Origin of the sequence: Alicyclobacillus fastidiosus (assembly GCF_026651875.1) — a bacterium.
Lineage (GTDB): Bacteria > Bacillota > Bacilli > Alicyclobacillales > Alicyclobacillaceae > Alicyclobacillus > Alicyclobacillus fastidiosus.
On sequence record NZ_CP104067.1, the window covers coordinates 4,222,251 to 4,237,151 of the forward strand.

Annotated in this window: 9 protein-coding genes and 1 pseudogene; 8 read left to right on the forward strand and 2 right to left on the reverse strand. The window is 43.2% G+C overall.

The window, feature by feature from the left end; all coding sequences use genetic code 11:
• Positions 1-79: 79 nt before the first annotated feature.
• Positions 80-427, reverse strand: a complete 348-nt coding sequence (locus NZD89_RS20780) for a helix-turn-helix domain-containing protein (RefSeq protein ID WP_326492868.1) — start codon at positions 425-427, stop codon at positions 80-82.
• 515 nt (positions 428-942) lie between these two features.
• Here NZD89_RS20780 and NZD89_RS20785 point away from each other — a divergent pair.
• Both NZD89_RS20785 and NZD89_RS20790 read left to right on the forward strand, forming a co-directional pair.
• Complete coding sequence (locus tag NZD89_RS20785; RefSeq protein ID WP_268004610.1) at positions 943-1,791, forward strand: TniB family NTP-binding protein; 849 nt, start codon at positions 943-945, stop codon at positions 1,789-1,791.
• 184 nt (positions 1,792-1,975) lie between these two features.
• Positions 1,976-2,323: a TnsB C-terminal domain-containing protein gene (locus tag NZD89_RS20790; protein WP_268004611.1), complete on the forward strand. Its 348-nt coding sequence runs from the start codon at positions 1,976-1,978 to the stop codon at positions 2,321-2,323.
• Positions 2,324-2,461: 138 nt separating this feature from the next.
• Here the strand turns inward: NZD89_RS20790 and NZD89_RS20795 are convergent, their stop codons facing one another.
• A complete protein-coding gene (locus NZD89_RS20795) occupies positions 2,462-2,689 on the reverse strand; it encodes a helix-turn-helix domain-containing protein (RefSeq protein WP_268004612.1) in 228 nt (75 codons plus the stop codon).
• A gap of 241 nt (positions 2,690-2,930) precedes the next feature.
• On the opposite strand from NZD89_RS20795, the pseudogene NZD89_RS29835 reads away from it, so the two are divergent.
• The 6 genes and pseudogenes from NZD89_RS29835 to NZD89_RS20820 all read left to right on the forward strand — a co-directional run.
• Positions 2,931-3,419, forward strand: a pseudogene (locus NZD89_RS29835) (TniQ family protein); the annotation flags it as partial.
• A gap of 132 nt (positions 3,420-3,551) precedes the next feature.
• Complete coding sequence (locus NZD89_RS20800; RefSeq protein WP_268004613.1) at positions 3,552-4,241, forward strand: helix-turn-helix domain-containing protein; 690 nt, start codon at positions 3,552-3,554, stop codon at positions 4,239-4,241.
• 99 nt (positions 4,242-4,340) lie between these two features.
• Positions 4,341-7,022 (forward strand): TnsB C-terminal domain-containing protein, encoded by a 2,682-nt coding sequence (locus NZD89_RS20805; RefSeq protein WP_268004614.1) that lies wholly within the window; start codon positions 4,341-4,343, stop codon positions 7,020-7,022.
• Positions 7,022-10,921 carry a TniB family NTP-binding protein gene (locus NZD89_RS20810; RefSeq protein ID WP_268004615.1) on the forward strand — a complete coding sequence of 1,300 codons (3,900 nt, stop codon included), beginning with the start codon at positions 7,022-7,024 and terminating at the stop codon, positions 10,919-10,921. Before NZD89_RS20805 ends, NZD89_RS20810 begins: the two co-directional genes overlap by 1 nt.
• A 685-nt stretch (positions 10,922-11,606) precedes the next feature.
• The gene (locus tag NZD89_RS20815; protein WP_268004616.1) at positions 11,607-12,935 is read left to right on the forward strand and encodes a transposase; all 1,329 of its coding nucleotides are present in this window, start codon (positions 11,607-11,609) and stop codon (positions 12,933-12,935) included.
• A gap of 656 nt (positions 12,936-13,591) precedes the next feature.
• Positions 13,592-14,347, forward strand: coding sequence for a hypothetical protein (locus NZD89_RS20820; RefSeq protein WP_268004617.1), 756 nt, complete (start codon positions 13,592-13,594; stop codon positions 14,345-14,347).
• Positions 14,348-14,901 lie beyond the last annotated feature (554 nt).

The following is a 14,901-nucleotide window of genomic DNA, read 5'->3' on the forward strand; positions in this document are numbered from 1 at the left end:
ATGGATATAAAGCTTTGTCGACCATTTAAAACAAAAGGTTCCTCACTGGAAAGTCAACCTGCTGAGGTGGGTCAACCACTTAGTTCACATCGTCTTGTTGAGGGATATATTCGAACAAATCGCTCACTTGACAATCTAACGCTTGACACAAACGATCGATAGTGGCGAAATCAATCCTTTTCGCACGCTCATTGTAAAGCTCGCTTATTGTATTGGGCCGAAGCCCTGTTGCTTCGGCTAACCTTCTTTGAGACATCCTCTTCTCACCGAGAAGTCGAGATAAATGAATCCTAACCACGTTTATGTAACTCCTTACAGATACATAATATCTATATACAGATTCATATATGTTAAAACTCATTCCATTACCAAACGCATCTTGGTGTCTTAATAAGACATCGAATCGCACTTTACCGAGATTTGTCATCTTTATAGTATCACTACAAACACCTTAAAATCTGATCATTTTCGGAAAAACCATTATCAGTGTAGCGAAAATGCATCCGTATTTAAACCTACTCCCCATGCAGACATTATGAGACGAAAGACGCGAGTTTTTTAAAGTATTTTCTTGACAAAAATCATATTAATAAAAATTGAGCATCAAGCAGTCATGAAACTGCGGTGATACACTTTAATTACCAAGATTTGAAACTATGAATGTAGGACAAAAAACAATTGGAGGGATATACAGTGCAAGTTCCGGACCATGACCCGAATTTCGGATCTCACACGACTTAATAATCAGAGCGCCAAAGACGTGATGGAAAATCTATGTAACACCAGATTCAATAACGTGCTCTGTCACTCGATAGTGGGAGTCACTTGCGCAAACTATGTCACCAAGTATGACTTACGATCCATTAAAGATTGATAGGTGATTACTAGACAGAGTACGGTTTGGTAGCTAAACGACTAAAACAGGAAAGGAGCAAACGAGAAATGGCATTTGAGTCGTCGGAATTTCTGAACAGATTAGCTACTTTAGAGGGCATACATCCTCAACAGAAACGGCTGTTTGACCGAATTGATGCACTCCGATGGAATAACAGCATCAACCAAAATTGGACTCAGAATATGGTACTTGTCGGTGAGTCCGGCGTTGGCAAGACCCACCTTATCAGAAAATACGTTTCTGACAGCAAGCTTGATCACGCTGGCACAAAGGAGGGTTCTGTTCCCATATTATATTTACACTCACCACTTCCGTTCTCCTTACAAGCACTGTACCTCAGTATTAACGAATCACTCCATAACACAGTTCCGAAGACATCTCGTTTAAGTTTTCTAGATTTACAACGCGAAACCATTTCACTTCTTGCAGCCCGAGATGTCGCAATGATTATCTTAGACGATGCACACAACATTGGTATGTCCCGTAACGGGCCGATGTTTAAAGTAATGGATTCAATGAAACATTTGAGCGAGACCGCGAATGTAGCGCTTGTTCTAGTCGGTCTTGAGGAGATTCGAGGAATGGTAGAGGGCAATTGTCAGTATGCTCGAAGGTTTCCCGTGTTAGAACTGCATCGGTTTGAGCTTGATGAGGATTTCGTAGAGTTTCTTCATTCTTTAGAGGAGCAGATATCTCCTCTCCCAGTCAATTTGAGTAACAAGAAGTTAGCGGGTGTGTTATACAGTTTGAGTGAAGGACTGATTGGAACCTTGATGCCCCTCATTCAATTGGCCCTACGTAAGATGAGCTTAGAGAACTCTTTTGAACGACTCACCCTCGATCATTTTGTACATACCTTGTTAGATGCAAAGGAAGCGTTATGTATCAGACAATGATGAGGTGGTTGACGACTCCTAGTTGCATTCCCTGTTTGTAACCGTGAGATGTACTTACGTTCAGACACGGATAAGCCCTGGTTTTGTTTTTTGGATATTAGCATTGACCGAGGATCACTGTGACTTCAGGTACAGTGGGTTGTTAGATTATAGACCGATAATTGAAGTAGACGGAGTGATAATCGTGGATAAGATCAAGCTTGAAACCATGTTTCGTAGTTTTCAAAACGAGATGAAGGTCGAAGGATTTTCAATTACTAAAGGATCTCTGCTGAAAGAGGTTAAACAGCTCTGCGAGGTTTTCTCGACAAGTTTAGGCACAGGAGATACAGAGCCAAACATGACACGGGAGCCAGAACTTGTGCAATCAGATTCGACAAAACTCGACGTGGTACTTGTGGACGATGAAACCGGAAACCCCCTAGGGCGACCCTGGCTAACAATTTCTACGGACGTGTTCACAGGTCGCGTACTGGGATTCCATATCAGCCTTGAGCCACCTAGCCACATCGTTCTGAATCGATTCAGTTAGGGCTGTTTTAGTTCTACACGTCCACGGTGGTGGGTTAATAATGTTTCAGCCATCACCCTAGATTACTTAAGTTGGCCACCCGAACCCTAGATCATCAAGTATAGGCGAACGCCCCTATGGGTATCAGACCATAGCTCATCACTCGACGACTTCAGAATCTATGGAGTCGTCGTTGATATGTTCAATTACATCCTCTACTTGGCACTGCAAATATGTACATATCTTATCCAAAACCTCCATCGAAACATATTCATCTCTTCCAATTTTGGCCAACGTTGCTGATGAGATACCAATGGCTTCTTTTAGATCAATCTTCACCATGTGTTTACGGTGCAAGGTAGCAACTAAGGGGCCATAACTAAACACGCTCATTCCTCCAAAGTCCACTTTTTCTCTATATTAAAACAAAATCTTTATCTATTAAAAGCAAATATTTAATACTACAGCTTCCATTACGAAACAAATCTACAGTGGAGGTATGCATGTTTAGCTTTATGAACATATTGTTTGCATATGTGAACCTATACAAGGTTCAGTTATATGGGTATAACAAGTCAATTGCTAAAGATTGAACTTTGAAGTACATCAAGGTATGCGAGGGATTTTAATGCTTGGACCAACGGGAACTAAGACAGAGTCAGACTGCGCTCCACGGTCTCGATTGTTCAATGTTGAACCACAAGCTGGTCATTATGGTGTAGAAAGTCTCACGAGCTATGTTGGTAGGCTGGCACGCAAGCATTACATTTCTATGTCGAGTATGATTCATGATGTTTTGATTCCAGCCCTTGACAAGACTTACTTGAATACTATGCGTGACGGTGGAGGTACGAAATTTTTGGCACAGTCCGGTTCGTTAAACGGTATTGGGGACGGAGCAACTACTTTAGTACAAACCGTCCAAAATCTAACCCACCGGAGTGACCTTTATCGCCTAACACTTCTCCCCTTCAAGCACTTAATTAGCGATCGGGGCCTGATTAAACATCATCGGGCCTGGTGTTCGGCCTGTCTTCAGGAGATGAACGATTCACAAATGGACGTGTACGAACCACTGATTTGGATACTGCAAGTAGTACAAGTTTGCTCCCTTCATCAGCAGACTTTAGAGCAGCTTTGTCCGTGCTGCCACCGAACTTTATTCTGGTGGGAGCGGTACGCTAGCCCTGGATATTGTAAATGCGGAGGGTATCTCGGAGTTCGAGCAACAGTTGCGATGCAATGTAGCGTGGAAGAATTTAAACGTCAAATTTACTACACATCTACCTTGAATACCCTCACATACTTGGCTTTTGGGAATGCAGAATTGGTAAAACAGATTTCAGTTAAAGAATACATTCAAACCCTGACCTCGGTACTTAAGATCAGTCGGGCTGATTTAAGCAGAAAATTAAATATTCCAAAGAACACTTTACATGGATGGTATCATGAAACAAATCGGATTCCCTTACCCGTGTTGTTGGACATTTGTTATTCCGCTCATCAAAAACTAGTTTTTACTCCGAAATTTAATCCAAAAGATCACAACCGACAATGTTTATCAACCTCAAAAATTCAGACCCGACTTCAAGCATCACTGTCACAATGCCCTCCACCCTCCTTGCGTGCACTAGCGTCTGAGTTGCGGATCGATCGGAGATTGTTAAGTCGGAAGTTTCCAGAACTCGCGCGCCAGATTGCTCTACGTTTTCAGATATATGTCACTGAAAAACGAAAAGAAAGACTCTCCAGGCTCGCATTAGATATTAAACGAGCAATTGTAGCAGTCAGGAGTGACGGTAAAAGCCCAACCCAAAGGAACGTAGAAGAGTATCTGAGAAAACCTGGATTGTTACGCGAGAAGTGCCTTAAGGAAATATGGTCAAAGGAACGCGCTATTGTACCACGGTTTGGCTCTGGCGGGAAGAAGAAATTTTGAATTCAAAAACGGGATTTAAGGTACTTCCCAACGACCTTTAAAAATGCTGTTAGACTAATTAATAGTTAAATAAATGAACAGCAGGAGTGACCTACAGTTATGATGAGCGAACTTGAATTCGCAGAATGGTGCACAAGAAATAACGTATCTGAACCTATGCTCAAAGCCATCCAGCGTATTCGACTCGGTAATCCATCTCGTAGTGTAGTGTCCGGTCCAAGACATGTCACAGGGAAATTTCAAAGTCGAAAAATGGGTATGTCCCTACAATATGAGAGTGGCACTTTAGAGCTTGCAACACTCTGGGACTATGAACATAACGACGAGAATTTGGAAATCTATGATCAACCGTCCAAACTTCAAATCTCTTACATGCGGATCAGTGGTAAGCGTGACTCGTATACAGACTATCCAGATTTCTTTGTACTCAACAAAACAGGGTGTGGGTACATTGAATGCAAACCCCACAAAATGCTTATGAAGTTAACGCAAGAACACCCCGAGCGATATACCTTTGATGGTGAGCATTGGCACTCCCCACCCTGCGAAGAAGAGGTGGGAAAATTCGGATTTACTTACCGGATCACCACAGAGATGGATCTGAACATGATATTGTATTCCAATATTTTATATTTGGATGGTTATGAACGACACGATCTTTCTAATGAATCGCGTCAGCGAATATTCGAAACTGTTCAAACCGAACCAGGAATTACTCTGTTCTACCTTTGCCAGCAGTTTAACTCAGATGACATCAACAAGATGATCCGTACGGGAGACCTGTACGTTGATCTACACAAGTACCGCCTGTCTGATCCTGACTTTGTGCCAGTTTTCTCAGATGAGATTACAGGCAAAACTCTAGATATGCTTAATCATTCAAAAAAGTCTTCTGCGTATCAAGATCAAATTTCCCCTGTACAATTGGAAGTGAATAGTAAAATCGTCTGGAGTGGGCGTATTTGGACAATAGCAAATGTTGGCTCAACTCAACTTACCTTGATCGATCCGAATAAAGACGACCTAGTTTCACTTACAAATAACCAAATTCGGCAACTTTTACGTGAAGGAATCATCAAAGGAATTAAGTTAGATGACAGTGAAACTTCAGAAAAGGCAAAGGAGATAATCCTACACGCTTCCCCAAAAGCTCAAAAGGAAGCCAACTACCGTGCGAGCCAGGTCGAGCGGTATATCGCTGGTGATAAATCAGTGATTGAAGAGGTGTCAGATAGAACACTTAGAGATTGGACTAAAAAATACAGAACTGCTCAACAAATATATGGCATTGGTTACCTTGGATTGTTGTCAAAGCATGGACACAAGGGCCGTAGAGACTCTAGGTTCGATGAAGCATTAGTCACAAAGATGAATGAGTACATTGAAACACATTTTGAAAATACAACTCAGGAAACCCGTAAATCAATCTATAATCGTTTTCGCGAAGAGTGTTACCAGGAGGGGTTTAGGCCACCTTCATTTAAGACATTTCTTAAAGCAATCACGAAACGTGATCAGTATATCCAGACACTTCGGAGACAAGGACGACGGACAGCTTATCAGAACGAGCATCCGTCGAACAGCGAGTTATCTATCCCAAATGCTACGCGTCCCCTTGAGCGAGCACATATAGATCACACACAACTAGACATATTTGTAGTTGATGGTAGGACAGGACTTGTCTTAGGCAAACCATGGCTCTCAGCCATGATTGACGATTGCACACGTCGTGTTCTAGGCAGCTATCTTACTTTTGAGGCTCCCAGCGCCGTGTCAGCCCTTATGGTCCTCAAAGACTGCATTAGGCGTTATCAGAGATTACCGAAGTATATTGTCGCTGACAACGGAAAAGAATTCCACAGCACAGCATTTGAAACTTTTTTAGCTGTATATGGAGTGCATCTCATGCATAGACCACCGGCGGAAGCACGTTACGGAAATCGTATTGAACGATATTTTGGGACGATAACCACGCAGATGTTGAAAAACCTACGTGGAAATTCACAAGCAACCAAAACGCCACGCCAGATGACCAAGAGTATTGATCCTAGGCGACAAGCTATCTGGACCTTAAGAGCATTGCGTACAAGACTTGAAGAATATTTCTACGATATTTACGACTGCTCTCTACATTCTTCTCTCGGTTGTAGTCCGAGAGAACTGTTCGAAAGCCGACTGGCAATGACAGGAGACCGTACCTTCGAAATGATCAGCTATACACCGACAATTGACATTTTAGCACTTCCACCTACGCCTAAAGGTTCCCTAAAGATTCATCGGGCAGGTGTCAAGTTCCAGAACAAGTATTTTTGGAACCCAGTATTTAGGGAACCTGGTGTTATGGGGCAGAACGTGCCGGTTGTGTACGACCCTTGGAATGCTGGTGTGGTATATGCTTTCGTTAAGAATCAATGGCACAAGTGCATCTGCAAACAGTTTGAGTACCATGGGCGTTCCCTAAAGGAAATCGAAATTGTCACCGAAGAATACAGAAAGAAGTATCGCCTAGGATCATACCAGTCCATCGACTCTAGTAAACTGGCACACTTCATTTCTGAAATCAAAGAACACGACGAATATAAACTTCAGGTCGCACGAGACAGGGCTTTAAAAGAATGTTACTCAGAAGGGGAGTCAGAGTGGCCTGCACAGAGCGATTCAAACGCTTCACGAGTTATTCCCGGTAGAGATACTAATAACTCTGAACCTAAACATATCCCCGAAAGCATTGTAACATCAACAGTTGTACATCGGAAGCCAAAAAAGAAGGAGCGGTTCTGATGTTCGATAATTTCATCTCGGAGATCGACACGGCTGACATCGAGCAGCATTTTCCTGTAGCATTACTGTCCGACAGCCCACAAGCTCGGAAAGATTACTTTTACGGATATACAGTCAGTCATTCAAATTTAGAATTCGCACGCGAAAGAATCTGGCGAGCGGTAAGGAACGCCGTTGAGCAGCAAGTTATCAATTTGATTGGGCCTAGCGGAGTCGGAAAAACCACACTGCTTGACAGATTGGAAACGCTAATCCTACAGACAGAGGAACACAATATGTTGAGCAACCCAGGTTATATTCCCGTCATACAAGTTGAAGCCGGGGCACCTGAACGCGGATCGTTTGACTGGAAACAGGATCTCTATTGGGATATTTTAAAAAAATTGAACCAAGAATTTATTAATGAATACGCACGTCGTGCCAAAAGACCATCCACGCAACTCGTCAGTGATGCTGTTCAGGAAGCCATAATTAATCGAGAAACTAAATATCTCATCATCGATGAGGCACAACATATTGGAATTGGTGCACGTAATAATGAGAAACGTGAAAATCAAATGGATGTACTTAAGTCCATTACAAACAAAACTAAGTGCAACATTATTCTGGCAGGGACTTATAAATTTCGAGAACTCCTCAATCTGAATGAACAGCTTAGTCGTCGCTCTGTTCCTGTTCACTTTCAAAGATATCAGCTTAGTAAGCCTGATGATATTCGAGAATTTCTAGATATCCTAATAGACTTCCAGTCGGAAATGCCGGTTCCCCAAATGCCAAATCTTTTGGACAACGCTCAGGAATTGTACGAGGCTTGTCTAGGGTGTATAGGCATTTTGAAACCAATATTATATAAAGCGCTAGCCGACGCTATTGATGACAATGCTGAGACAGTTACCCAAGAATATATTTATCCACACATTCCGACGCTCAAGCAACGCAAGAAGATGTTGAATGAAATTTTAGCTGGGGAGTTGGAAATGGAAGAGTCCAATGCAGACCTCACAGAATTTAGTGAGTCCCTTTGGTTTGCTCATACAACAAAACAGATAAAAAAAGCGGCAATCCAGACAGAAACTCAGGAACAAACTTCTTCTAAAAGAACTACTTCTAAAAAAAAGACTACTCAAAAAAGCCCAGCTCCAAACGTCAACCGGGTCATCGCTCACCAAAACGAGATCATGTGGAAAACGGAGAGGTTACACATGTTACAAAATAGCGAAATTCAACGCAGCCGCCTGTACCATATGGCACCTATAGGTATCGGGACGGGAGATGTCGAAAGCATTACAAGTTATATTGTACGCCTTGCTGAGTCACACAAGGTGCCTGTTCGTAAAATCATAGAAAATGTCAGTCATGGTACTGGCGTAGCCTTTCGCCCATATTTAACCAACCAAATAAATGGATTTGGAGATAGAACCGATGCTGTATTAAGGTATGTACAAGATTCTACACTTCATTCCGACCTTTCCGCTCTTACTTTCGTTAACTTAAGTAACGCCATTAGCACGGCCAATCTAATGAAGAAGCACTTTGCATGGTGTCCAGAGTGTTTACGCACCGCAGTTTCAAATGATAAGCGCCCTTATCATAAATTACTTTGGTCATTGAAAGCCGTTAAATGCTGTCATGTGCATGGTGTGTGGCTACAGTCAAAATGTCCAAATCCAAAATGCCGGAAGAATAATTCAGAGGTAATCAACGTCCAGTCGACGCTACAATGTCCTTCCTGTGGTCATAATTTGTATGATGTTGATGTTAAAAAAATTGGTCAAGCCCCCAAGGACACGGTTAAACGTACTCTGGACTTGGCTAATCTCGTTCAAGTAGTTCAAGATCAGCCGACACACATTACAACCATTTTGAAAAATCTTCTTGAACTATCGACAGACAGCACTTGGAACGGAATCCACAAGGTGGCTGAGAAGTCCGGGATTGATCGCCATACCATAGAAAATTGGTTTACAGGCGAAACAAAACCGCAACTTGATTATCTCCTTACCATCAGCGAATCTTATTCAAAAGTAATCGGTGAATTACTCGTACAAACAAAACCGTTAGATGACAGCAACAGCACGATCCCTCGAAAGACTCGGCATCAAGCTCAAGACCGCTTAATCCAACAACAAAAAATCGAGTCTATTTTACTGCATATTCTGCATAATCGGACGAAAGTTTATTCGCTTAATGAAATCGTTAAAGAATCAGGTGCATCTACATATATGTTGAAAAGGTATTTTTCAGGAATATGCAGTGAACTTACCTCGCCAGATCAAGTTTTACTGACATCAATACGTGAATATCTCACAAATTTGCTTGATTCCGTACAACAGCCATTTCCCTCCCTCAAGCAGCTCGCAAATAAATTTGGAATCAACGTGGTAACTCTTCGGCGACACTTTCCAGAACTCTGTTCACAAATTTCGTCAGCTCGGAGGAAACCGAGCATAGACCCGACTCGACTTTCTTCCATACATGAATATCTGACCAATTTGGTCAACTCTGACGATCGGTCATATCCATCTTTGCGGCAAATCGCAAACCAATTCAAAATCAGCAGCACAACCCTGCAACATCGTTTCCCAGAACTCTGTTCACAAATTTCGTCAACTCGGAGGAATCTGCCTATAGACCCGACTCGGCTTTCTTCCATACATGAATATCTAACCAATTTGGTCAACTCCGACGATCAGTCATATCCATCTTTACAGCAAATCGTAAACCAATTCAAAATCAGCAGCACAACTCTGCAACATCATTTCCCAGAACTCTGTTTACAAATTTCGTCAGCTCGGAGGAATCTGCCTATAGACCCGACTCGGCTTTCTTCCATACATGAATATCTGACCAATTTGGTCAACTCTGACGATCGGTCATATCCATCTTTGCGGCAAATCGCAAACCAATTCCAAATTAGCAGCACAACTCTGCAACATTATTTCCCAGAACTCTGTTCACAAATTTCGTCAGCTCGGAGGAATCTGCCTATAGACCCGACTCGGCTTTCTTCCATACATGAATATCTGACCAATTTGGTCAACTCCGACGATCAGTCATATCCATCTTTGCGGCAAATCGCAAACCAATTCAAAATCAGCAGCACAACTCTGCAACATCATTTCCCAGAACTCTGTTCACTAATCAGTCCCGTTCCTAAACCCCAACGAATCAATGATACACTACTCGCTTCCATATATGAGTACTTAAATAATTTGGTTAGTCATCAAATCCGACCGTATCCGTCTCTCAATCGCATTGCAAACCAGTTTGGAGTCGACAAGAGAACTCTTCGACATCATTTCCCGGAACTCTGTTTACAGATTACATCGTCTCGTAATAATCGCCCTATTGATGAGACACGCCTATCTTCAATGCGTGAATATCTCTTGGGTCTACTCAACGCGGAAAAACGAGACCAACCGCTTCCAACAATCAAGCAAATTGCAAAGACACTTAGGACAACTGACGAAAGCCTTCGACGCTACTTTCCCGAACTCTGTTTTCAACTTTCGTCGACTCGTTATGAAATACGTCAGATACAGCGCACGCCCGTACATGAATATCTCACTAGTGTGCTCAACTCGGGAGTCCGTCCATGTCCCCCTTTGCGGGAGATCGCTAACAAAGTAGGTATCCGCGAGACAACTCTTCGGAGTCGCTTTCCTGAACTCTGTTCGCAGATTTCATCGCTTAGTAAGTATCGTCGAATTGATCAGACATTACTTTCTTCAATACGTAAATATATGGTTTATTTGGTGAACTCCAAACAGCAACCATATCCCCCTCTTAGACAGATCGCAAAAAAATTTGGAATCAGTGAGACAAGTCCGAACTCTGCACACAATTGTAAAGACTCGTACGAAAATCAATTAGATGTAACTCTCGTACGTGAAGTATGAAAGAAGTAACCACTATTCCGATAAAAGACCTGCATGTCTTTACATGGAAGAATCATCATTGTCCTAGGACTCAAGAGAAAAATTCTTCGACATTTGGCTCCATAATTCTGTGATGATTAGAGATATCAGGTCATTGGCGAAATAGCGAAAGGAACAAACGAATACTCAACTAAAATGGAACTATAAATTTGCCGAAAATAAAATGAACCACAAGGCTACCGATATGGCAAACTTATGGTTCAAGTCACACAAAACCCTGACGTATCAAGGCTTTTAACGTGGCGGAGAGGGTGGGATTCGAACCCACGGTGCCCTTGCGAACACGGCGGTTTTCAAGACCGAAACTGTGCGTGCCGGCATGTGTTCTAGCGTGATATAGAATGTGCAAAATTATTGATACGGCGCGGGGTTTTGTACATTTCACCACACCACAACACCAGGTGTAATTAGACGTAATTTCGGTTTTGATGCACAGAATTTAGACGCAAAATATCTCACTGATGTATACGCGGTCAACTACTCAAGTATGATGGTTGGCCGCTTTTCTTTGCAAAAAAAAACCCTCGCACGTGACTTTAAGAGCGTGTCCGAAAAGCCCGCAATTTTGAGTAAATAGCAAAACGCACCGATCCGCAAAACTGGTAAAATTGAAGGTATCCAGCCGTCAAATTTTCCAGTTCTGGAGGTGCGTTTTTCCATATATTTGCAGTTAGACCTGCTTCCATACGCCTATTATAACACGCTTGGCTTCGACCCCGAACTCGTTGATTACGTAGATCACATTGACGACTCATTCCTGGACCTGCTCGTCGGACCCCTGTACGACAAGAGAGGACGCAGACCCGCATCTCCAATCGCCTATTTCCGGATGCACTATCTGTATTTCACTAGGCCGGAGATTACCTCATTCCGTCAATTGTGCAAACAGTTGCGAGACCCAAAGAACCAGGCGTGGCGCAGCTTCATCGGTGTACCCAATCCAGCAAAGGTTCCGTCACACCAGAGCCTGAGTGACTTCCGTAACAAAGTAGGGCCGGACGTATTCGAACAAATTCGTGACGAGTTTATACGTCAATCCATTCACATGGAGGGATTCATCCAGGACACCCTCGCCGCTATTGACTCTCGTCCGATTTACGCCAATGTCAACGGATACAAGAAAAAACGCTGCGATTGTGAGGTTAAGTCAGTTTGCACATGTGAAAAAACGTTTTCTGACCCGGACGCCACCTATGGGGCACAGCGCAGCAAGGTGAACCAGAACCGTTTCTTCGTTGGTTACCGGAAGCACTCGATTGCAGTAAGAACATCTCAAGGACCTGTGGCCTTGTTGTCTATCCTTAAGCCTGCGAATGTGGGCGACATTCGAGTGATGCTTCCACTGATAGAGAAACTCCGGCAGATTAACGAAATGCGCACTCAGTATCTCGTTGCCGACATGGGTTACATAGATGCGGATGACCAGAAGGAGGCATACCACAAACACAGTATGGCTGTGGTTACAGGGTTTCGCAGTGGTATGGTGATGCCAGAGGAATGTAATGAACATGGGCAACCTGAGTGCGAACAAGGCGAACGACTGATTTGGGATGGCTTTGACTGGAAAACGGCCACTTCCTGGTTTCGTGGGGACTCAGAGAAATGCCAGTCATGCCCGCTATCCGGGGTATGCAGCAGGCAATTCGAATTTTCCTTTGACGACAAACCGATTGCATACGGCCCGGTGCCACAAGGCACCATGCTGCATGCCCAGATGCTTGATTTCAGAAGGCAGATTGAGCTGTCCTTTGCGCAAGAGTCCAATGAGTTGACAACAGTTATGAAACACAAGAAGGTGCCTGTACGAACAAACAAACGAGTACAGTCCTTCTTCACCATGCAGGATATATTCCAGCTCATGCAGGCGAGGATAGGTCACATTCGAGAGACCATGCTGCCTGATGACCACATAGAGCGAATTACACAAATGTATACAGTCCAGGCCGAGCAATTGAAACTCGATATCGCTGCATAGGCAAGCAGAACCTGGAAAATAAACAAAAGCCAATGTTACTGACAAGGGGTTCGTGCGCCCATTTTCAAGGGTGAGCAGGCAATGTGTTCCCATACGGAGGCATTCACCAAATTACCAAGTAAACTTATCCCATATCAGGAAGCCTGTATTCATGTATTTGGCTAGACATTTACTCGAATCGGATGCTTTTCGGACAACCTCTACAACTGTTATCCTACGATGGACGAATTGATGGTTCTACGGAAAATCCACCGTTGACCACCAAATGCAATGCAGTTCAACTCGACGTTGACACGAAACAATGGATGCGTATAGTCGGTAAGTATCAATCGAAGATGAATAACGATCATGTTTTGCGATTTCATGCGTTCAAGCAAATGGTGACGCGTGACGACGCCGCTATTATATGGTATCAGAAAACAAAAGACTCATTACTATTTGCCGAACGCATGGATTATCGCAAGTTGTCTTGTCCAATTTTAATACTAGATGGCACTGGTGACCTTGACCCAGAATACCACGGTTCAATTGACCGCTGTTTTAGCGTAAAGTCACCGCATGATTATTCCCGATTGCACATTCATCATGATAAAATTCCGACTTCAAGTAGCACTCGTTTAAAAGGTCGTATTCACCAAGTGATCCACGATCGGATTATGAGTATTCGTGCGGAAGGCATTAATGTATTCCCGTTGATGACTCGATCCGATTACGAGTTCTACGACGAGCTGGGAACGCTATCATCTGAGCAGGTTGATATATATCAGAAACCAGATGCAACCGGTATTCGGTCTGACGAGATCAATTTTCACCTGTTTAATACAGTGGGAAAGAACGAATTGAACCAATTCAACGGTCTGTACTTCACCAGTTTGCTGAATAGGAATGTAGCACATTATATGGCCATAGCTCACGCAATACACGGCACATCGATTCGGACGTATGAACAGACTAGAGCAACTGAGGGTCAATGGTTCGACGATCCGCTTGTCGATGATATATATAAACGTATATTACTTGTCGAGACAATGCAGACGTTACATCGGATCAACATTCGAAACGCACTCGATCACTCTTCCTCACACGTGTATTTGGCTACAAAACATGCATATGTTCCGCAACAGCTCCATCAACTGTTACAGGGATCGGAGTTAACTGAATTCGAGCCTTTTGACGAGGAATTGTATCACCGACGCGAACAGGCAATGGTGATAGCTGTGGAAGCAAAACGGTTATTCGACAAACACGGACAAGCTGTGCCCATGTCAATGATGGAAAAGACTTCGTACGCTCGATTCCGAAAATGGTCAGATGAACGCCAAAGTTTGACGGATGACATATTGCGCACTGAGTTTGGGCTATACATTGACCGAGTCGGAAAGAAAGATGTGAGATGGATACGTAGATTGTGATTGTGAAGCGGGTTTATATACTTTAATAGAAAACTTCACAGTAGATTCTCTGTACAATGCGGTCGGACGTTCTGTGTCCACCGCTTTCCAATATACATCGCAATCCCATATAACTGTGCCATCACGTTTATTCAATCCATACATCTGCCGTCGTGAACGTTGTTAACAGCGCATCGACAATTGGATTCGCCGCACACCATTACGACCACAAATGAAATAATCAAGCACGGCGGACGATAGTACGACAGTGCAACGAGCGTAGCGAAGTTGTTTCCTCTTTTAATGGCGTATAACCTGACTGCCACATCATATTCACTCCAAACGTCAGCACACTCATTGCATACCAAACTGGCATCCAACCAAATACCCATAACGACATCATTCGCAGAATATCACATAAATTTACACACACGTTGTGGATATTATTGTGGATAACCTGTGGACAAGTGTTTCGGAGTTTATAATTACCCTCCGGTTAAGACGCCGTGATCGTGCGAATGTATGGCTTCCCCACGATGTGTGTCGGAGAAGAGATCCCCAAAATGAAAAAGAGA

Bases quoted from the DNA above. Each gene is read 5' to 3' on its own strand.
- NZD89_RS20785 (WP_268004610.1), top strand. From the start codon at position 943: ATGGCATTTGAGTCGTCGGAATTTCTGAACAGATTAGCTACTTTAGAG.
- NZD89_RS20810 (WP_268004615.1), top strand. From the start codon at position 7,022: ATGTTCGATAATTTCATCTCGGAGATCGACACGGCTGACATCGAGCAG.
- NZD89_RS20805 (WP_268004614.1), top strand. From the start codon at position 4,341: ATGATGAGCGAACTTGAATTCGCAGAATGGTGCACAAGAAATAACGTA.
- NZD89_RS20820 (WP_268004617.1), top strand. From the start codon at position 13,592: ATGAGTATTCGTGCGGAAGGCATTAATGTATTCCCGTTGATGACTCGA.
- NZD89_RS20780 (WP_326492868.1), bottom strand. From the start codon at position 427: ATGACAAATCTCGGTAAAGTGCGATTCGATGTCTTATTAAGACACCAA.